Genomic DNA, 19,201 nt, shown 5'->3' with positions numbered 1-19,201 from the left:
GAGCTTCGTCGTCCTCGCCGTCGTGGCAGGCCTTTCAGCCGCGCCTGCCGCCCCGAGCGCCGCCGACCCGCCGCGCAGCCCCGGCGTCCAGCTCGAACGGCAGTCGGCCAGTGCCGCTCCGGGGACGTCGCGGCCCCAGCGGAGTCGTGACCGCGCGCCGGCGTCACGCTCTGACTATGACGACGGCGCCGTGAGCCGCACCGCGACCCTCACCGACCTCTCCGCCTCGGGCGGCACGCCGGGACGCAACCTGAGCCGCGTCGTCGTCACCCAGAACCTCCAGACGCAGCGGATCACCGCCCAGGTGACTCTCGCCGCCACCCCGACCAGCGATGCGCTCGCCTACGTCTTCCTCGGCACCTGGGCCGGCGACAACTGCCAGGCGGGGGCCTACGTCGCAGGGGCGACCACCGGCAGCGCCACCGGGGGCAGGGTCGCCCTCTCCAACGGCACCGAGGTCGAGGTCGCCGTCACCCGGTCCCGGGCAGGCGCCGTCCTCACCCTCACCTCGGCACCACACAGCAGGATCCGCGAAGCCGCGTGGGACTGCGCCTGGGCTCAGACCCGCGAGACCAGCGGGCAGGTGATCTCCGGAACCTACGCCGACGGTCTCGTCACCCGATGGACCCCCAAGCTCCAGATCGACCGTGGCCTTCCGGTTCAGGGAAGCCGGAAAGGCAGGTGGACCACGGTGCGGGTCGACCTGAGCAACGACGGGCGTGGCGACGCCGCCGGCGTCCGGCTGGCCGCCTCCGGCAAGGGTCTCAAGATCAAGCCGAGGGCCCGCACCGTCGGCACGGTCGGTGACGGCGCCACCGCGTACGGCCTCGTCTTCAAGGTGAAGATCACCGGCGACGCCAACCAGCGACCGATGACCCTGACGGCCACCGCGAGCGGGGGCTACCGCGCCACCGCCAAGGTCCAGATCGCCGTCCAACCCAAGCCGCGCAAGCTCCCCTCCCTGGTCGGCCGGTACTGGTGGGGCCACAAGCCGGCGCAGTCCGACCGGGGTTGGGACAACCTCGCGATCCGGTTCGTGAGCAAGCGATTCGCCCGCGTGGGGTTCGGCGCGAAGGGGGCGGTGCCCTGCCGGAAGGCCAGCAAGCAGTGCCGTCCCTACACCTACAACCCGAGCACCGGCACGGTGAAGGTCAAAGGCCTCGGTCGTGGAAAGGCGAACACGCAGGCCCTGAAGCTGGGCAAGCAGTCCTACTACCCGTTGACGGTTCCGCGCCCGAACACCAAGCTGGACGTCGACCTGCACCGCGACGACTTCCGCGGCCTGTGCGGCGTGTACTGCTACACCTGGACCGAACGCATCATCTTGACCCGCGACGGCCGATTCGTGCGCAGCGAGCGGACGATCATCTCGCTCGGCACTCCCGGTTCGGGCTCGGGCTCGATCTTCGCCACCGCGAGCCCCGACGAGCGCGGCCGCTACCAAGTGCTCTCCCGCGGCCGGATCAGGCTCTCCTACGACGACGGCACCACCAAGGTGCACTCGATCGGCATCGGGCACGACGTCCGGGAGCGGCCTTCCCCGGCCGGCGTCGGCATCATCCTCGACGCCGACAACTTCTACCTCTGACCGGCACCGCCCGAACTCAACCCAGCTTGAACAACGTCGACCGCAACCCGGCGAGGTAGCGGAAGTTCTCGCCGGTGAGCGTCGTGGAGGCCGCCGAGCCGTCGATCCGGATCGAGGTGACCCGCCCGCCGAACGGGCCGTCGCCGTCGCGAGCGAGCACGGTCAGGCCGCGGAAGGTGCCGATGTCGGTGGGACCGTCGGGGTTGGCCAGCGCGATCCGCCGGGCCAGGTCGTTGCCGAGCTTGGCGGTCCAGCTGCGGTAGGCGGTGTCGTAGGGATCCTGCTTGGCCACCAGGTAGGGCCGCGAGCCGGCCGACATCCAGCCGCCGTTGCTCGCCGAGAACTGGGTGAACGCCGGGGCGCCGTCCGCGACCAGGATCTGGCCGCGGGTGGCCTCGATCGCGCGGTTGGTGGCCGGGTGCTCGTCGGTGAAGCCGCCGTAGACCTGGCAGCTGGTGGTGTCGCAGATCTGGTAGTGCCGCGCGGTGCCGTCACGGCGGTCGAACGCCGCGTAGGTGCGGGCCGCCACGGCCTGTGAGCGCAGCGCCGCCGGCTTCCACGAGGCCGGGATCTCGCGCGGCACGACGCCCTTGAGGTAGGAGTCGAGCGGCACGATGTTGACGGTGTCGCGATCGCGGGTCACCGCGGTGGCACCCGCCGACCGGAGGATCCCGCGGTAGGCGCGTCGGCCGGCCGGGGTCACCAGCGTGATCGGCTTGCCGCCGGCGCTGAACTGCGCCTCGCCGGGCGTGGTGCGCACCCGGTGCCAGCCGCCGCGGGCCCCCTTCCAGGCCAGCGCGCTCTTACGGCCTCCGGCGGCCGGGGTGATCCGCCACAAGCGGGCGGCCTTCGGCTTGTCCAGGCGATAGGTCTTGCCGGTGCCCAGCGCGCGGTAGCGCAGCCCCGGGCGATCGGCCACCACGACGTCCGGGGTGGTGTCGGCGGTCAGCAGGACCGCCACGTTGCCGCCGGCCCGGCCCCAGGTCAGGCCCGGGTAGTAGAACCGCAGGATCTGCCGGTGGGAGAGGCCCTGGCCCGCGGCCCCCTGCGCGCCGTACTGCGACATGCCGTGCCCGTGGCCGTAGCCGTTGCCCGTGATCGTCACCGTCGCGGCGCGCCGCTCGGCGCGGTCGAGTGTCAAGGTGGCGTCATCGGCTCGGGCAGCACCGGGCACGCCGACGCTCAGTCCGAGCGCGAGCAGGACGGCGGCCAGCGGGGGGAACGGCTTCACGAGAGCTCCGGGGGTCGGGGACGAACCCGGCGAAGCCTACGTTGCCGACGTGCACGATGCGTGGGTTCTCCACAGCCACCCTCCTCGCCTCGACGCTGACCCGTCAGCTATAGCGGACGGGTCACCGTCACATTCGCGCTGACCCGTCAGCTATAGCGGACGGGTCAGCGAAAAGTGGGACGGTCGGCGGGTCCCGGGCAGGTCGGCTCGACTCAGAACTCGACTCAGAAGTGGTGCAACCGCCGGGCCGCCTCGGCGACCGAGCCGCTGTTGGACGGGTAGACGGTGAACACCTGGGCCAGTTGGTCGGCGGTGAGGGTCTCCCCCACCGCGATCGCGACCGCGTGGATCAGCTCGCTGGCCCTGGGCGCCACGACCACCCCGCCGACGACGATGCCGGTGCCGGTGCGGCAGAACAGCTTCACGAAGCCGTCGCTGACGCCCTGCATCTTGGCTCGGGCGTTGCCCGCGAGCGGGAGCAGCACCGACTCCACTTCGATCTCGCCGGCGTCGACGGCCTGCTGCGACCAGCCGACGGTGGCGATCTCGGGGGCGGTGAACACGTTGGAGGAGACCTTCTTCAGGTCCAGCGGCTGCACGGCGTCGCCGAGCAGGTGCCACATGGCGATGCGACCCTGCATCGCCGCCACGCTGGCGAGCATGAGCACCCCGGTGCAGTCCCCGGCCGCGTAGACCCCGCGGGCGGTGGTGCGTGAGACCCGGTCGACCTCGATGAAACCGCCGGCGTCGAGCTCGACGCCGGCCTCCTCGAGTCCGAGGTCCTCGGTCTTCGGCACCGAGCCGAGCGCCAGGATGCAGTGGCTTCCCTGCACCTCGCGACCGTCGGTGAGCCGGACCGTCACGACGTCGCCGTCGCGGGTCACCGACTCCATCCGCGACTTCGAGAGCACGGTCATCCCGCGGCGGGTGGCGACGTCCTCCAGGACCTTGGCGGCGTCGGCGTCCTCGCTGGGCAGCACCCGGTCGCGGCTGGAGACGAGGGTGACCGGGATGCCGAGTGCGAGATAGGCACTGGCGAACTCGGCGCCGGTGACGCCCGAGCCGACGACGATGAGCTCGCTCGGCATCTCGGTGAGGTCGTAGACCTGCTCCCAGGTGAGGATCCGCTCGCCGTCGGGCTGGGCACTGGGCAGGGTGCGTGGGGCGGCTCCGGTGGCGACCAGGATGGCGTCGGCCTCGTAGACGGTGTCGTCGACGACGACGCGGCTCGGACCATCGAGCCGGCCACGACCGCGGACGACCGTGACGCCCTCCTTGTCCAGGCGCCGGGCGATGTCGGCGGACTGCTCGGCGGCCAGCTCCTTGACCCGCTCGTTGACCCGCGCGAGGTCCACGCTGATCGCCGTGGCGGCGTCACCCTCGTGATCGTGGAACCGCACACCGAGCTCGGCCGCACCGGCTACCTCGGTCATCACCTCGGCGGTGGCGATGAGGGTCTTGCTCGGCACGCAGTCGGTGAGCACCGCGGAGCCGCCGATGCCGTCGGAGTCGATGACGGTGACGTCGGCGCCGAGCTGTGCGGCGACCAGGGCCGCCTCGTAGCCACCGGGGCCTCCTCCGAGGATGACGACGCGGTCCTTCTTGGCCCTGCTCATGGACGACACGGTAGCGAGACCCCTCGGCCAGCTCTGTGGCGCCCGCCCGATCGCGGTGATAGCCGAGCTGAATCTCCGGGACTCGCTGTCAACCTCCTCGGGCGTTCGCGCGTCCTACCTAGTTGGTAAGCCTTCCGGCGCGCATCGCACGTCGGTCACCTGAGCCCCACAAGAGCACGGTCAATGCGACCACGACACCCGCTGCCGCCGAGATCTACCTCGACCTCGTGGCATCGGCGAAGAAGGCCCCACACGAGCTGTTGGTGGCCTTGGACAAGTGGCGGCTCGAGACGTCGCGCCGCGGCAATCCTTCGAGTCGACATCTCTCCGCCACCTCCGCGCCGATGCTGAGTCTGGATGGGAGAGTGGGGCGGACGGAGGTGAGCATGCCGTCCGGCTAGGGAGAGGGAGCGAGAACCAGCCAGACGATCCCTCGAGACCGTCTTCGGCAAGGTTGGCAGTGCCCGGTCACCGGGGTTTCGTCGGCGCTCGCTGGCGCTCGCTTGCTCAACCTCCGGCGGTGTGGCCGGGACGGTCCCGGGGTTTCGTCGGCGCTCGCGGGCTCGACCTCCGGCAGTGAGCCGGGCGCGCTCAGAAGTTGATCATGTGGCCGGTGATGCCGTGGATGGCTTCCTTGACCGACTCGCCGAGCGTGGGGTGGGCGAAGACGTTGCGGGCCACCTCGTCGGCGGTGAGGTCCCACTGCTGGGCCAGCGTGAGCACCGGCAGCAGCTCGGTGACGTCGGGGCCGATCAGGTGGGCGCCGAGGATCTCGTTGTGCTCGGCGTCGGCGACGACCTTCACGAAGCCGACGGCGTCGCCGAGGCCCTGCGCCTTGCCATTGGCCGAGAAGGGGAAGGTGGCGGTCTTGACGTCGTAGCCCTTGTCCTTGGCCTGCTGCTCGGAGTAGCCGAACGAGCCGATCTGCGGCTGGCAGTAGGTGGCCCGCGGGATCATGTCGAAGTCGATCTCCATCGTCTCGGCGTCGGCGATGGTCTCGGCCGCGACGATGCCCATCGCCTCGGCTGCGTGGGCCAGCATCATCTTGCCGGTAACGTCGCCGATCGCGTACACGTTGTCGACGTTGGTCCGGCAGCGGGCATCGACCTCGATGCCGCCGCGGTCGTTGACCTTCACGCCGAGCTTGTCGAGCCCGTAGCCCTCGATTCGCGGGGCGAAGCCGAAGGCGGCCAGGAAGCGGTCGGCCTCGAGCACCTCGGCCTCACCGCCGCCGGCGGGCTCGACGGTGACCTTGACGCCGGAGCCGGTGTCCTCGACCTTCTTGACCGCGGTGGAGGTGAGCACCTTCACGCCGAGCTTCTTGTAGTGCTTGGCGAGCTCCTTGCTGATGTCGGCATCCTCGGTGGGCACCATCCGGTCGAGGAACTCCACGATCGTGACGTCGACACCGAAGTTCTTGAGCACGTAGGCGAACTCGACGCCGATCGCGCCGGAGCCCCCGATGATGATCGACTCCGGAAGCTGGTCGTCGAGGATCTGCTCCTCGTAGGTGACGACGTTGTCGCTGAGCTCGACTCCGGGCACCAGACGCACCGTGGCGCCGGTGGCGATGATCAGGTTGTCGAAGGTGTGGGTGGTGGTGTCGCCGTCCTTGCCCTTCACCTCGATCTTGGTGGGGCCGGTGAGGGTGCCCCAGCCGTCGATCTCGGTGATCTTGTTCTTCTTCATCAAGAAGTGGACGCCCTTGACGATCCCGGCGCTGACCTGACGCGAGCGCTTGTGGGTGGGGCCGTAGGACATGGTGGCGTCGCCCTCGATGCCGAACTTGGCCTTCTCGTGCTGCAGCACGTGGGCGAGCTCGGCGTTCTTCAGCAGCGCCTTGGACGGGATGCACCCGACGTTGAGGCACACCCCACCCCAGTACTTCTCCTCCACGACGGCGACGGACTTGCCGAGCTGGGCGGCGCGGATGGCGGCGACGTACCCACCGGGGCCGGCACCGAGGACGAGGACATCGAAGTGGCTCACACCGGCAGCCTAGTGGCCCCGGCGATCAGGGAGGATTCGGCCATGCCCGCCTCTGGCACCACCGTCGGATTCCTGCACACCGCGCCCGGGCACGTCACGACCTTCGACGCCCTGGCCCGGCGGAGTGGAGCGGGCGCGGTCGTGGACGTCGTGGTGCCGCACCTGCTCGATCGGGCCCGTGCCGCGACCCCGGACGACGATCTGGGCCCGGCGGTGGCGGACGCCGTCCGCGGGCTGGTCGACCGGGGAGCCGACGTCGTCGTGTGCACCTGCTCGACCCTGGGCCCCCTGGCCGAACGGGTCGACCGGGTCGGAGCCGGCGTGCCCGTGCTACGTGTCGACCGGCCGATGGCGCGGGAGGCCGTGCGCCGCGGCTCCAGGATCGGCGTGGTGGCCGCTTTGCAGTCGACGCTCGGGCCGACCGGCGATCTCCTGGAGGAAGAGGCCGCTCGTGCCGGAGCGTCGGTCACGCTGGTGGAGTCCTGCGTCGCGGAGGCCTGGAGCGCGTTCGAGGCCGGGGACCAGGACGGCTACCTGGCCCAGGTCTCCGCCGCCGCGCGCGCACTGGCCGGCGAGGTCGACGTCGTCGTGCTGGCCCAGGCCAGCATGGCCGGCGCGATCACCGACCTCGACGACCTGCCCATCCCCGTGCTGGCCAGCCCGCAGGCAGCGGTCCGGGCAGCCCTCGCCGCCGCGCCCTGACCGGCGGACCACGGCCGTTACGCTGCTCTGCGTGACGATGTACGCCGCCTACGGGAGCAACCTCGACCCGGCCCGGATGAGCGAGCGCTGTCCGCACTCCCCACTACGGACCACCGGCTGGCTCGGGGGCTGGCGGCTCACGTTCGGAGGGGAGGAGCACGGCTGGGACGGCGCCCTGCCGACGGTCGTCCAGGACCAGTTCGAGCAGGTCTTCGTCGCGGTCTACGACGTCGCCCCGATGGACGAGGCCGTCCTGGACGGCGTGGAGCAGGCCGACTCCGGGCTCTACCGCAAGACGAAGGTCCGCGTCTCGACGATGACCGGCGAGCTCGTGGTGTGGACCTACGTGCTCGACGCCTACGAGGGAGGGCTGCCCTCGGCTGTCACGCTCGGCGTCCTCGCCGATGCCGCCGAGGCGGCCGACGCACCCGACGACTACGTCGCGGCGCTGCGGCGACGTCCATGCCGGTCGACCGGGCTCTGACCGCGTCCGCCGTGTAATAAGGTCCGGCCCGTGAGCACCCAACCGACCTACGACCAGCTCGCCGCACTGCCGGCGTTCGTCGAGCAGCCCGTCCCGATGTCCTTCGAGGACATCAACGGACACCTCAACGTGCGCCACTACATCGGCATCGCCAGCGAGGGTCTCGACGAGTCGCTCGTCGACCTCGGCATCCCCCAGAACTGGCCGACGGCCGCCGGCCATGCCTGCTTCTCCGCCGAGCACCACGCCACCTACCTGGCCGAGCTCCGCACCGGGACCACCATGTCTGCACGGGTGCGTCTGCTCGGGCGCTCCGAGCGCGCCGCTCACGCGATCGTCTACCTCCTCGACGAGACCGCCAAGCAGGTGTCGTTCGTGATGGAGGAGATCTTCCTCCACATCGACATGGGCACCCGGCACACCGCGCCGTGGCCGAACGACGTCGCCGCCAACCTCGACCGCCAGATCGCCTCCGATGCGGCACTCCCGTTCGAGTCGCCGTTGTCAGGGTCGCTGGCGTTGCGCTGAGGGCTCCTCGCTCAGAACATCTGGTCGAGGTAGTGCGAGAGATCCTCGGCGCTGTTCTGGTCCGCATCCTGGTAGAGCCGCTCGGCGGCCAGAAGGCCAGTCACGCTCACACCCAGCGCGTCGACTCCGTTGCGTAGCCGGAAGGAGGCGCCGTCGAAGTAGTGGGTCACCGCCGTCGCGAAGGCGCCGGCTCCGCTCACTGTTCCCACCGCGCTCGAGGGAAGACTCAAGGACGAGATCCGGCCGTGCTCGGCATCGAGTCCGGCCTCGGCGGCGGCCAGATCGCTCGCCGCCTGCCGCAAGGTGCGCGGCTCGACCTGATAGCCGCCGCCGCCGTTGACGAGCTCGGCGAGATGGGTCTGGCCCCACAGCTGCCATGGTGTGCTGTCACGGTCGTCCGGACCGTACTGATCGGCTCCGGACTCGGTGATCGAGACGATCCGGCCATCGACGATCGCCAGGTTCTGCACCAGATTGCCGACGTCGATGGTGTCCGCGTCGGCGAGGTCGCTGTCGCTGATCCCACCGTCGTCGCCGGAGTCGACGGTGACCAGGTGGCCCCTTTCGTCCCGGCCGTTCTGCGTGGAGAACGTGAAGACACCGTTGGGCTGGACGGCCACGCCGTTGGTGTCGGCGGGAGTGTTCCAGGACTCGACGGCCTCGAACTCACCTAGCCAGTTGCGCTCCACCTGATAGAGCACGCCATTCCGAGTGTCACCGACGTAGAGCTCTCCCTCGGGTCCGACGGTCATGTAAGACGACGCGGGCGCGCGGATCTTGTCCTTCGCCGGTACCGGCTCCTCACCGCTGTGGTTCTCGACCTTGGATCGATCGTAGGCGTACACGTATCTGCTGTCGCCCTCGGTGGAGGTGACGTAGATGGTGTCGCCGACCACGGCGACGCCACCGGAGTGCGTGGGCGGATCGGAGTCGCCGTACCCCCCGAGCTGAACCGAGGGACCGGGCTCCCCGGTCTCGGCGTTGACGACGGAGAGCAGGCTGTCGTCGGGGCCGCCGTCGTTCCTGCGGTAGGACGAGACGTAGTAGTTGGAATCGGCGTAGGCGAGCCCCTGCTGGGTCCAGCCGTCCTCGTCTCCGTTGATCCCGGAGTCGGGGATCCGGACGCCGGGCAGCGCGTCGTGCTCGAGGTAGAAGACGTAGTCGAGGGCGGCGCCGCGGCCGACCCACTCCTCGATCTCGTCCTGGACGTCCCCGAGCGCCTCCCTCGCGGCCCGTAGTGTCTCGGCGTAGGCCGACTCCGTGCGCCGCAACGAGCCGACGACGATCGCCCGGTAGATCGGGTCCATGACCGGACCCCCGGTGCGCTGGCGCCAGAACCGGATGGCGTCGTCGGCCGACACCTTCACCTCGCGGTAGTACTCCGCGACCGCTGCGAGCACCTCACTGGCACGGTACAACCGGAACGAGGTCATCGCGGCCGACAGGTAGGCCTTGAGCCCCTCGGTCTCGAACCGCTTACGGGCAGCACCGCCGTACCAGGTCGTCAGTGGTCGTGAGGCCGCGTCGACGATCGCCCGGGCGTCCTGGTCGACCGACCGCGATCTCGCCTCCGCCCGCTCGGCGAGCGCGTCGATCCGGGCGGGGTCGCCGGAGACCAGATCGGCATAGAGGATCTCAGGGTCCACGGCACAACTCCTCGAGACGGACGCTCCCAGCGACCATCCCCTCCTCGGTCCCGGCGAAACCGGCGGGACGCGCGCGGGTCGCGAGTGGTCGCTAGCGTGAGCCGATGAGCATCTCGGTGCGCCCGGCTACCGACGTCGACGACCTGCGCACGATCGTCGGCCCCAAGAAGCCGACCTCGAACGTCTGCTGGTGTCTGAGCTACCTGATCCCGAACAAGGAGCACGTGGCGCTGCACGGCCCAGAACGCGGCGAGCGGGCCGCGCAGATCATCGAGCGGGACGGCCCGTGGGGTGTCCTGGGCTACGCCGGCGACGAGGTGGTCGGCTGGGCCGCCGTCCATCCCCGCGCCCACACCACCTTCGCGAGCAATCGCAAGATCCCCCACGTCGACGACCTCGACGTGTGGTCGATCTGGTGCCTCCGCGTCCGCCCCGGCCACCGCAAGCAGGGACTGGCCCACGAGCTGCTGGCGGGCGCCGTGGACCACGCCCGTGCGAACGGTGCGCCGGCGGTCGAGGGGTACCCGGTCGACAACGACGGCGCCAAGGTGGACCTGACGATGGCCTACGTCGGCACGCGCTCGCTCTTCGAGAGGGCCGGCTTCCACAAGGCCGCCGACACGACGTCGGTGCTGAACGGCTTCCCGCGGGTCCTGATGCGGCTCGACCTGTCCTAGAGTGCCGGTCGTGACCGACACCGCCGCCGCTCCCAGCCCCGCCGACCTCGCCCGCGACGCCGCCGCCCGACTGGCGGAGCTGACCGGCGTGGAGTCCCACGACGTCGCACTCGTGCTCGGCAGCGGCTGGCTCCCCGCCGTCGACGCCCTCGGCGAGGCCACCGCGGAGATCGACACCACGGACCTGCCCGGGTTCTCCGCCGCCGCCGTGGCCGGGCACAGCGGGAAGATCCGCTCGATCCGCTCGGGCGACAAGAACCTGCTGGTCTTCCTCAGCCGCACCCACTTCTACGAGGGCAAGGGGGTCGCGGCGGTCGTGCACGGCGTCCGTACCGCCGCCGCGGCAGGCTGCCGCGCCATCGTGCTGACCAACGGATGCGGCGGCCTGAACGAGAACTGGTCGCCGGGCACACCCGTCCTGATCAGCGACCACATCAACCTCACCGGCACCTCCCCGATCGTCGGCGCCAACTTCGTCGACCTCACCGACCTCTACTCCCCACGCCTGCGCGAGCTGTGCCGCGAGGTCGACCCCGGCCTCGACGAGGGCGTCTACGTCCAGTTCCCCGGGCCGCACTACGAGACGCCGGCCGAGGTCCGCATGGCCGGCATCATCGGCGGCGACCTGGTCGGCATGAGCACCACCTTGGAGGCGATCGCCGCCCGCGAGGCGGGCATGGAGATCCTCGGCATCAGCCTGGTCACCAACCTCGCCGCCGGCATCAGCGACCAGCCCCTCGACCACTCCGAGGTGCTCGAGGCCGGCCGCGCCGCGGCGTCTCGCATGGGCGACCTGCTGGGCCAGGTCGTCCCCCGCATCTGAGGCGACCGTCCGCGGCGACAGTGACCGCCGGCTCCGCCTGCGGAGGTTGAGCAAGCCGGGAGGGCGAGGAACGAGCCCGCCTGACAGTCGGCCGCCGACGAAACCTCGTGGCCCTTCTCGGGAACCTTGGCAGGCACGGTTGCCGGGGTTTCGTCGGCGCTCGCTTGCGCTCGCTTGCTCAACCTCCGGCGTCGAGGCGCTCGCTGACGCTCGCTCAACCTCCGGCCGGAGGGGTACTCCGTCTCACGGGGCCACGCATTAGGTTAGGCACGCCTAATTTAGGTTAGGATAACTTTAGTTAGGTCAGCCTATCCTCAGAAACGAAGCCGCCGATGCCTCGCCGCCACCTGTCCGCCGCCCTTGCCGTGGCGACCTCCCTCCTCACCCTGACCGCCTGCGGCCCTGTCGTCGACGCCGCCGACGGCGGGCAAGCCGACCGACCCGAGACCAGCGTCCCGAAGCTGAGCGAGGTCACCGCACTCGACGACCCGCGCTCGTATCGAGGCGTCGTCGACATCAATCTCCCCGACCCGGTCATCGATCCGATCGAGGACGATCCGCAGCCGAGCCTGCCCGCCACCGTCACCGATGCACAGGGCACCAAGGTGACCGTCGACGACGTGAGCCGGATCCTGGCGCTCGACATCTACGGCACCTTGGCGCACACCGTCTTCGAGCTCGGCCTGGGCGAGAACGTCGTCGGCCGCGACGTCTCGGCGCAGTTCCCGGAGATCGCCGACCGCCCCCTGGTCACCCAGAACGGCCACGAGCTCAACGCCGAAGCGATCTTGGCCCTCGACCCGACGGTCGTGCTCACCGACACCTCTCTCGGCCCGTGGGACGTCGTGCTCCAGCTCAAGGACGCCGGTATCCCGGTGGTCGTCACCGACTCCCACCGCGGCCTGGACAACCTCACGTCCATGACCCAGATGGTCGGCGATGCCCTCGGGGTCCCCGCGGCGGGAAAGAGGCTCGGCGCCCGGATCAAGCAGCAGGCCGACGCGACAGTCGCCGAGATCGCCGCGGTCGCCCCGCAGGATCTGGCCGGCAAGCTGCGGGTCGTCTTCCTCTACGTCCGCGGGCAGGCCGGCGTCTACTACATGTTCGGCGAGGGCTCGGGCGCAGACACCCTCATCGAGGCGGCCGGGGGCTACAACGTCGCCGGGGAGATCGACTGGAAGGGGCTGAAGCCGGTCACCGACGAGGCCCTGATCGCCGCCGCACCCGACGCCCTGCTGATGATGAACAAGGGTCTGGACTCCGTCGGCGGTGTCGACGGGCTCCTCGAGCGGTTCCCCGCGCTGGCCAACACGCCGGCCGGCGAGAACGACCGGATCATCGCGATGGACGACGACCAGGTGCTCAGCTTCGGCCCCCGCACCTCCGACGTACTCAATGCCCTCGCCGTCGCGCTCTACGCGCCCGACGCCCTCTGACACCCCGCCATGACTCAAACCGTTCCCGCGCGCGGCCAGGACCGGCCCACGCTCCGTGACGTCGCAGGCCGCCGAGCGACGTCGACGTCCGCACGGGGGCGTACCCGCGCCACCCTGCTGCTCGTCGGTCTCGCCGTCGGCCTGGTGATCGCCGCCCTCGCCGCCGCCGGGTCAGGCCAGCTCGTCGTGCCCTTCGACCAGGTCGTGGGCTCGGTGCTGCACCGACTCGGCCTCGACCTCGGCTCCCTGCCGACCCATCCTCGCGGCGAGAGCACCCTGTGGTCGGTGCGCTTCCCCCGCGTGACGATGGCGATCATCGTGGGCGCTGCCCTTGCGGTCGCCGGCGCACTGATGCAGGGCGTGTTCGGCAATCCCCTCGCCGAGCCGAGCGTCGTCGGAGTCTCGTCGGGTGCCGCCGTGGCCGCGGCGGCGTCGATCGCCTTCTCCTGGACGTTCCTCGGAAACTGGACGATCGCCGTCTGCGCCTTCATCGGCGGTCTCATCACCACCTTGGCGGTCTATGCGCTCTCCCGCTCCGACGGTCGCACCGAGGTGGTCACCCTGGTGCTCACCGGCATCGCGGTGAACGCCGTGGCCGGGGCGGCCCTCGCCTTCCTCGTGTTCGTCGGCGACACCCAGGCCCGCGAGCAGATCGTGTTCTGGCAGCTGGGAAGTCTCAACGGGAGCCGCTGGCCCTATGTCGCGGTCGTGGCGCCGTTCGCCGCGTTCGGCATCGCGGCGGCCTTCCTCAGCGCCCGCTCGCTCGATCTGCTTGCGCTCGGCGAGCGGCCGGCACGCCACCTCGGCGTCGACGTCGAGCGGCTGCGGATCGTGCTGATCGTCGTGGTCGCCCTGCTCACCGCGGCCGCGGTGTGCTTCTGCGGCATCGTCGCCTTCGTCGGACTCGTGGTCCCCCACCTGGTGCGGATGGTCACCGGCCCCGGCCACCGGGTCCTTATCCCGGCCTCGATGCTGGCGGGTGCGCTGGTCCTCGTCGTCGCCGACACGATCGCGCGCACCTTCGTCGCCAATGCCGACCTTCCGCTCGGCATGCTCACCTCGCTGGTCGGTGGGCCCTTCTTCTTCTGGCTGCTGCGCCGGACCCGCCGGACCGCGGGAGGCTGGGGATGAGCGCCGCACTCCACGCTCGCGGAGTCGTGGTCCGCTATGGCGCCACCACAGTGCTCGACGGCGTCGACCTCGAGGTCCGGCACGGCGAGGTGCTCGCGCTCGTGGGGCCCAACGGGGCCGGCAAGTCGACGCTGCTCGGCGTCCTCACCGGCGACGTCGACACCGTGGCCGGCGACGTCGAGGTGCTCGGCCGGCCGCTCGCCGACTGGCGCCTGCGCGATCTGGCGCGCGAGAGAGCAGTGCTCGCACAAGAGCACCACGTCTCGTTCCCGTTCCCGGTCGAGGAGGTCGTGCGCATGGGACGCTCACCCTGGCGCGGTCTGCCGGAGGAGGACGACGACGAGGCGGCTGTCGCGGAGTCGATGGCCGTCGCCGACGTCACCCACCTCGCCGCGCGCCCGTTCGGCGTCCTGTCCGGCGGCGAGAAAGGCCGCACCTCCTTCGCCCGCGTGCTCGCCCAGCGCACCGGCATGCTGCTCCTCGACGAGCCGACGGCGGCGCTCGACCTCGGGCACCAGGAGGTCGTCCTCGAGCGTGCTCGAGCCCAGGCCGACGCCGGTCGCGCCGTCGTGGTCGTGCTGCACGACCTGAGCCTGGCTGCCGCCTGGTCGGACCGGATCGTGCTGCTCGACCAGGGTCGGATCGCCGCCGAGGGCGCCCCCGCCGACGTCCTCTCCGCCCCGTTGTTGAGCGAGGTCTACCGGTATCCGGTCGACGTGCTGCCACACCCGGCCACAGGCGAACTGCTGGTGCTCGCCGACCGCCGCACCGTCTCCCGCAACCGTCATGAGGTCCCGCTGTGATGCGTACGATCGTCCTTCTCCGCACCCTCGCCGCGACCCTCACCGTCGTCCTCGGAGTGCCGATCCTGGCCGCTCCCCCGGCGCACGCTGCCGCCCGGATCACGGTCAGCAACGACCGTGGCGGGCAGGACGCCGACGTCAACTACCAGACCAAGCTGACCCTCGACGGCCGCGGCTTCCAGAACGTCAAGGGCGGCTTCGGAGGCATCTACGTGATGTTCGGGTGGGTCAAGGACCCGGCCGGCGGCAGTTGGCGGCCGTCCAAGGGCGGCCAGACCGGTCGCGACTACCACTACATCCCCGACTCCGAGGATGCCGCGAACAACAAGGGATACCTGCGCTACGTCGCGTTCCCCGGCGGTTCGACCGCGTCCGAGGCCCACGCGGTGCTCTCGGCCAACGGGTCGTTCAGCGTGACTCTCACGGTGCCGGGACCGGTGTTCCAGAGCGTCGACCGCTCCGGCAAGGTCGCCGAGGTCGACTGCCGCAGGGTCCAGTGCGGAATCATCACGATCGGCGCCCACGGCCTGAAGAACGCCGCCAACGAGTCCTTCACGCCGGTCGACTTCACCGACGTCTACGGCCAGGCCCCGACCGAGCAGGAGTCCCAGGACGACGCCGCCGACGATGCCCTGGGGACCACCGACGATCCCTCCAGCACCGACGACAGCAGCGACCCCACTGCCACCGACGACCCGGCGCCGGCACCGACGAACCGCCCCGCGGCCGCACCGCGCGGGCCGCTGAAGGTCGCGGTCGACCGGGCCACCGCGGTCGAGGGACGAGCCCTCGCCTTCTCCGGGAAGGGCTTCCAGCCCGGAGAGCAGGTCGTCGCGATCCTCGACGACGGTGTCGCCGCGATCGGGCCCATGCAGGCCGGTGCCTCCGGCGAGGTCGCCGGGGTGCTGCAGCTCCCGACCGACCTCGGTGTCGGCACCCACGAGCTCCGGCTCACCGGCGCCGCCTCCGGCAAGGAGATCGCCGAGCGGTTCCCGGTGGCAGCGGGAGCCGGCGCGGCCGAGCCGGCGACGGCCACGCCGACCCCGGCGAGCGACCCGGACGACAACCGAGCGGCCGGCTGGATCTTCCTCGGGGTCACCGGCGCCGTCTTCCTCGCTGCACTCCTCGGCCTGGCCCTCACCCATTGGCGCCCCCGGTCATCGGCTCCCCGTGAGGCGAGCGCATGAACCCCCGACTACGTCACGGCCTGGCGGCGGCGATAGCCGCCGGGATCGTCGCGGTCGGCTGCCCGGTCGCGCTGCTCGCGACAACCTCGGCCTACGCCTCGCCGGGCGCGCCAGGCGGCGCGGAGACCACGTCGGGTCCGGCCGACCCCACGTCGTCACCCACGACATCCACCGATCCCACGACCGAGCCCACCGGCCAGCCACCGGTGACGGCGACCCCGCCGGCCACCCAGGAACCCCAGACCGGCGCCTTCGAGGTGGCCGATGCCCAGCTGCGGTGGGCGATCAACAACGAGGTCAACAACCGGGCCCACGCGCCGGGCACCATCAACTTCCTCTTGGCCGGCCTCGTGCCGAACCCGGGCAAGGGCGGGCAGACGATCGTGGGCGGCGTCTGGCGCGGCACGAGCACGCAGGCGTGGCGGGCGACGTCGGGCAAGGTGCGCATCGAGAAGCAGCAGCCGAACGGCACCTTCCAAGCGGCTACGTGGTCGGGACTCTCGACCCAGGTCGGCGGCGCCCCGCTCTCGGGGACCAATGGCCCGTTCTCGGGCCACCAGGTCGTCATCGACGGCGGCACCGGCGTTGTGGACACCGTCGCCGGCACGGCGACGATCCGGTGGAAGGGGTCGTTCTCGGTCGTCCTCTACTCCGGCATGACGTTCTTCACCGTCACCGACCCGGTCCTGAGCGTGGCCAGGACGGGCGCGACGCTGCGAGCCACCCTTGCCGGGTATGCCTCCTCGCAGACCGATCAGAGCATCTGGGCGCCGGTGGCCCCGCAGCAGGTCGTGCTCGCCGCGCTGCCGAAGGTGGATCTGCAGGCCGACGCGGGTTTCACCGCACAGCCGCAGTACCTCGGCATCCGGTACGACGCACCGGCCGGCGACCCCGCCCAGGTGCGCAACGGCTCATGGGGCTCGTTCCCGGCGTCCTTCCTGGCCTACCAACGCAAGGCAGGAGCCGCGGCGTACTGGTACTCCAGCGGTGGTGCCTCCGATCCGCACAAGGTGCCCGCGCCGCTGGCGATCAGCTACGCGGCCGGCGCGCCGATCCAGGCGCCCACTCAGGAACCGGAAGAGGAGCCGAGCGGCCAGCCCGAGCCATCGGCGACCCCATCGCCGACGACGAGCGTCCACCCGACGCCTCCGACGCCTACGGCACCGACGCCGACGGCACCTACGCAGCCCGCGGGTCCGCCGCTTCCGACCCAGCCCGCGACCCGGCCCGCGGACCAGCCTCCGCCGGTCGCGCTGACCGATCCGGGCGGCCCCGAAGCGATCGCCGCGCTCGCCGCCGGGGACACGTCGCCGGTGTACGCCCATGCCTCGGCCGACACCGCGAGTCCACCGACCACCGACTCCGGCCTCCACTGGACGTGGTTCGCCGGGAGCGCACTGCTGCTCGGAGCAGCCGCCCTCACCTTGCTCACTACCCGTATCAGCAGCAGTGCGAAAGGAACACCATGAATCGCAAGACCCGTCGCGGCCTCTCCGCCGTGACCTCACTGGCGGTGGCGGCCGCGGGCCTCGCCCTCGGCGTCACGAGCGCCGGCCCGGCCCAGGCCGAGGAGGCCGCTGGGACGGCCGTCACCGACGCGACCTTCACCTGGGGCCTCAACGGGTACGCCCAGCAGGGCATCTTCGGTCCGTGGACCTACAAGGATCTCTCCGGTAACGCCGAGCAGCTGACCGGGTCTACCTCCGGCGGCAGCCAGACCGAGTACGCGGTCGAGCCTGCCCCAGCCACCTCGATGCCGGTCAGCTCCCCGCAGAAGACGCCAAACGCGATCAGGTTCACCGAGGGCACCGGCACCGCCGACCCGGCCACCGGAGCCGCCACCATCGCCTGGGACGGCAGCTACACCGTCAACGCCTACCCCGCGAGCTTCAACGCGCCCAACGAGATCTACTCCGACCCCGAGCTGAGCATCGACGCCGAGGGCAACGGCGAGCTCACCATGGACTTCACGCTCGGTCCCGGCGTGGACCTCAACGGCAACCCGACACCGGCCCAGAGCCTCGGACGAATCCCGATCCTGGAGTTCGACGCCGGGTCGGCCGCCGCCACCAGCACCGACAGCTACCGCTACACCCCTGCCTACCAGGGCGTGACCGTCGACGTCCCCGACGCGCCGCAGACGACCACCTGCACGACCGACGGCGGCGCCACCGGCTGGTGGGGTGCCTGGCCCGAGGAGTTCGTGACCTCCGTGCCGGCCTCGGTGCGTCCTCACTTCTACTCCACCGGCTGCGGCGGGTACAACGACCTCAAGCCGGCGCTCCCGGTGGACGTGAACCTGAACCTGGTGCCCAGCGTCACCGTCTCGGACACCAGGCTGCTGCCCCACGGCACGCAAGAGGTTACGGTCACCGGCCGGAACTTCGACCCGAGCCTGGCCACCGGGACCCGTCCGCCGTTCGCCGGCCAGAAGTCCGGCCTCTACATCGCCTTCGGCCGCTACGCCGAGGTGTGGAGGCCATCCGAGGGCGCGCCCTCCACCTCGCGGGTCAACCCCGCCGGCGCGAACGGCAACGGCGTCGCGGTCAAGTGGGCCGTTCCCGCCGCCTCGTTCGCCGGCTCCAGTCCCGTGCAGGACCCCGCCAGCGCGACCTACACCGAGCTGCGGCCCGACGGCTCGTTCAGCACCACCATCAAGGTCGACCAGAGCTGGCTCTCCTCGGCCGGCGGCAACTTCGGCATCTACACCTATGCCGGCGGTGGCCCCACCGTTGCCGCCTACGAGACCTACACCCCGATCGCCTTCGCCAAGGCCACTCCCACGGTGGCTGTCTCCGCCGGCAAGGTGAGCTACGGCAAGGGCGCCACCGCGACCGTCGTCGTCGGGGCCGAGGGTGGCACGGTGACCCTCAAGCGCGGTTCCGCGACCGTGGGCACCGCCGCAGTGGTCGACGGGCGGGCGTCGTTCGCGCTCGGCACCCTGCCCGCCGGAGCGCACTCGCTCACCGCGGCCTACAGCGGCACCGACAACTACCTCGCCGCGTCGGCGGGTACGACCCTCACGGTGGCCAAGGCCACCTCGAAGACGACCGCGAAGCTCACCAAGGCCCCCACCCGGACCAAGGCCGGCAAGGCGAAGGTCACCGTCTCCTCGCCGACGACGAAGCCGAGCGGCAAGGTCACCGTCGTGATCAAGAAGGGCGCCAAGGTGCTCAAGCGGGTCAAGGGCACCCTCAATCGCAATGGCGTGGTCTCGGTGAACCTGCCCAAGCTCGGCAAGAAGGCCAAGGGCGCCCATCAGGTCGTCGTCACCTACGCCGGCAACGGCAACGTCGCAGGCTCGAAGCAGACCCTGCGCTTCAAGGTCCGCTGATCCACTCACCCGACTCCGAATCACAA

The 19,201-nt window shown here is 70.9% G+C and carries 16 protein-coding genes; 12 read left to right on the top strand and 4 right to left on the bottom strand.

The features are described 5' to 3' along the window. The first annotated feature begins 190 nt into the window (after positions 1-190). Positions 191-1,588, top strand: a complete 1,398-nt coding sequence (locus WMR31_RS03920) for a COG1361 family protein (protein WP_340537467.1) — start codon at positions 191-193, stop codon at positions 1,586-1,588. Between the two features lie 16 nt (positions 1,589-1,604). Here the strand turns inward: WMR31_RS03920 and WMR31_RS03915 are convergent, their stop codons facing one another. From WMR31_RS03915 to lpdA, 3 genes are all read right to left on the bottom strand, one after another. After that, complete coding sequence (locus tag WMR31_RS03915; RefSeq protein ID WP_340537466.1) at positions 1,605-2,819, bottom strand: SpoIID/LytB domain-containing protein; 1,215 nt, start codon at positions 2,817-2,819, stop codon at positions 1,605-1,607. Positions 2,820-3,043: 224 nt separating this feature from the next. Then, the gene (locus WMR31_RS03910; protein ID WP_340537465.1) at positions 3,044-4,435 is read right to left on the bottom strand and encodes an NAD(P)H-quinone dehydrogenase; all 1,392 of its coding nucleotides are present in this window, start codon (positions 4,433-4,435) and stop codon (positions 3,044-3,046) included. 591 nt (positions 4,436-5,026) lie between these two features. Further along, the gene (gene lpdA, locus WMR31_RS03905; RefSeq protein WP_340537464.1) at positions 5,027-6,424 is read right to left on the bottom strand and encodes a dihydrolipoyl dehydrogenase; all 1,398 of its coding nucleotides are present in this window, start codon (positions 6,422-6,424) and stop codon (positions 5,027-5,029) included. 42 nt (positions 6,425-6,466) lie between these two features. On the opposite strand from lpdA, the gene WMR31_RS03900 reads away from it, so the two are divergent. The 3 genes from WMR31_RS03900 to WMR31_RS03890 are packed head-to-tail and all read left to right on the top strand — an operon-like array spanning position 6,467 to position 8,138. Then, the gene (locus tag WMR31_RS03900; RefSeq protein ID WP_340537463.1) at positions 6,467-7,126 is read left to right on the top strand and encodes an aspartate/glutamate racemase family protein; all 660 of its coding nucleotides are present in this window, start codon (positions 6,467-6,469) and stop codon (positions 7,124-7,126) included. Positions 7,127-7,163: 37 nt separating this feature from the next. After that, on the top strand, positions 7,164-7,610 hold the full coding sequence (locus tag WMR31_RS03895; RefSeq protein WP_445321600.1) for a gamma-glutamylcyclotransferase family protein: 447 nt from the start codon (positions 7,164-7,166) through the stop codon (positions 7,608-7,610). A gap of 30 nt (positions 7,611-7,640) precedes the next feature. Then, on the top strand, positions 7,641-8,138 hold the full coding sequence (locus WMR31_RS03890) for a thioesterase family protein (protein ID WP_340537461.1): 498 nt from the start codon (positions 7,641-7,643) through the stop codon (positions 8,136-8,138). Between the two features lie 11 nt (positions 8,139-8,149). Here WMR31_RS03890 and WMR31_RS03885 read toward each other — a convergent pair whose 3' ends face one another. After that, positions 8,150-9,784, bottom strand: coding sequence for an NHL repeat-containing protein (locus tag WMR31_RS03885; protein ID WP_340537460.1), 1,635 nt, complete (start codon positions 9,782-9,784; stop codon positions 8,150-8,152). Positions 9,785-9,888: 104 nt separating this feature from the next. Between WMR31_RS03885 and WMR31_RS03880 the strand changes: the two genes are divergently transcribed. The 8 genes from WMR31_RS03880 (at position 9,889) to WMR31_RS03845 (ending at position 19,175) form a co-directional block, all read left to right on the top strand. Further along, positions 9,889-10,461 (top strand): GNAT family N-acetyltransferase, encoded by a 573-nt coding sequence (locus WMR31_RS03880; RefSeq protein WP_340537459.1) that lies wholly within the window; start codon positions 9,889-9,891, stop codon positions 10,459-10,461. A 10-nt stretch (positions 10,462-10,471) separates the two neighbouring features. Next, positions 10,472-11,284, top strand: coding sequence for a purine-nucleoside phosphorylase (locus WMR31_RS03875; protein ID WP_340537458.1), 813 nt, complete (start codon positions 10,472-10,474; stop codon positions 11,282-11,284). 332 nt (positions 11,285-11,616) lie between these two features. Next, on the top strand, positions 11,617-12,720 hold the full coding sequence (locus WMR31_RS03870; protein ID WP_340537457.1) for a heme/hemin ABC transporter substrate-binding protein: 1,104 nt from the start codon (positions 11,617-11,619) through the stop codon (positions 12,718-12,720). Between the two features lie 9 nt (positions 12,721-12,729). After that, positions 12,730-13,851: a FecCD family ABC transporter permease gene (locus WMR31_RS03865; protein ID WP_340537456.1), complete on the top strand. Its 1,122-nt coding sequence runs from the start codon at positions 12,730-12,732 to the stop codon at positions 13,849-13,851. Next, a complete protein-coding gene (locus tag WMR31_RS03860) occupies positions 13,848-14,654 on the top strand; it encodes a heme ABC transporter ATP-binding protein (RefSeq protein ID WP_340537455.1) in 807 nt (268 codons plus the stop codon). Before WMR31_RS03865 ends, WMR31_RS03860 begins: the two co-directional genes overlap by 4 nt. After that, the gene (locus tag WMR31_RS03855) at positions 14,654-15,841 is read left to right on the top strand and encodes a hypothetical protein (RefSeq protein WP_340537454.1); all 1,188 of its coding nucleotides are present in this window, start codon (positions 14,654-14,656) and stop codon (positions 15,839-15,841) included. The genes WMR31_RS03860 and WMR31_RS03855 overlap by 1 nt, the downstream gene beginning before the upstream one ends. Continuing rightward, the gene (locus WMR31_RS03850; protein ID WP_340537453.1) at positions 15,838-17,310 is read left to right on the top strand and encodes a hypothetical protein; all 1,473 of its coding nucleotides are present in this window, start codon (positions 15,838-15,840) and stop codon (positions 17,308-17,310) included. The genes WMR31_RS03855 and WMR31_RS03850 overlap by 4 nt, the downstream gene beginning before the upstream one ends. Next, positions 17,307-19,175, top strand: a complete 1,869-nt coding sequence (locus WMR31_RS03845) for an Ig-like domain-containing protein (protein ID WP_340537452.1) — start codon at positions 17,307-17,309, stop codon at positions 19,173-19,175. The genes WMR31_RS03850 and WMR31_RS03845 overlap by 4 nt, the downstream gene beginning before the upstream one ends. Positions 19,176-19,201: the final 26 nt, after the last annotated feature.

Source organism: Nocardioides epinepheli (assembly GCF_037936805.1).
Lineage (GTDB): Bacteria > Actinomycetota > Actinomycetes > Propionibacteriales > Nocardioidaceae > Nocardioides.
This window is presented reverse-complemented; position numbering and strand designations above follow the sequence as displayed.

Bases quoted from the DNA above. Each gene is read 5' to 3' on its own strand.
- WMR31_RS03855 (WP_340537454.1), top strand. From the start codon at position 14,654: ATGCGTACGATCGTCCTTCTCCGCACCCTCGCCGCGACCCTCACCGTC.
- WMR31_RS03845 (WP_340537452.1), top strand. From the start codon at position 17,307: ATGAATCGCAAGACCCGTCGCGGCCTCTCCGCCGTGACCTCACTGGCG.
- WMR31_RS03895 (WP_445321600.1), top strand. From the start codon at position 7,164: ATGTACGCCGCCTACGGGAGCAACCTCGACCCGGCCCGGATGAGCGAG.
- WMR31_RS03850 (WP_340537453.1), top strand. From the start codon at position 15,838: ATGAACCCCCGACTACGTCACGGCCTGGCGGCGGCGATAGCCGCCGGG.
- WMR31_RS03910 (WP_340537465.1), bottom strand. From the start codon at position 4,435: ATGAGCAGGGCCAAGAAGGACCGCGTCGTCATCCTCGGAGGAGGCCCC.
- WMR31_RS03870 (WP_340537457.1), top strand. From the start codon at position 11,617: ATGCCTCGCCGCCACCTGTCCGCCGCCCTTGCCGTGGCGACCTCCCTC.
- WMR31_RS03865 (WP_340537456.1), top strand. From the start codon at position 12,730: ATGACTCAAACCGTTCCCGCGCGCGGCCAGGACCGGCCCACGCTCCGT.
- WMR31_RS03880 (WP_340537459.1), top strand. From the start codon at position 9,889: ATGAGCATCTCGGTGCGCCCGGCTACCGACGTCGACGACCTGCGCACG.
- WMR31_RS03900 (WP_340537463.1), top strand. From the start codon at position 6,467: ATGCCCGCCTCTGGCACCACCGTCGGATTCCTGCACACCGCGCCCGGG.
- WMR31_RS03860 (WP_340537455.1), top strand. From the start codon at position 13,848: ATGAGCGCCGCACTCCACGCTCGCGGAGTCGTGGTCCGCTATGGCGCC.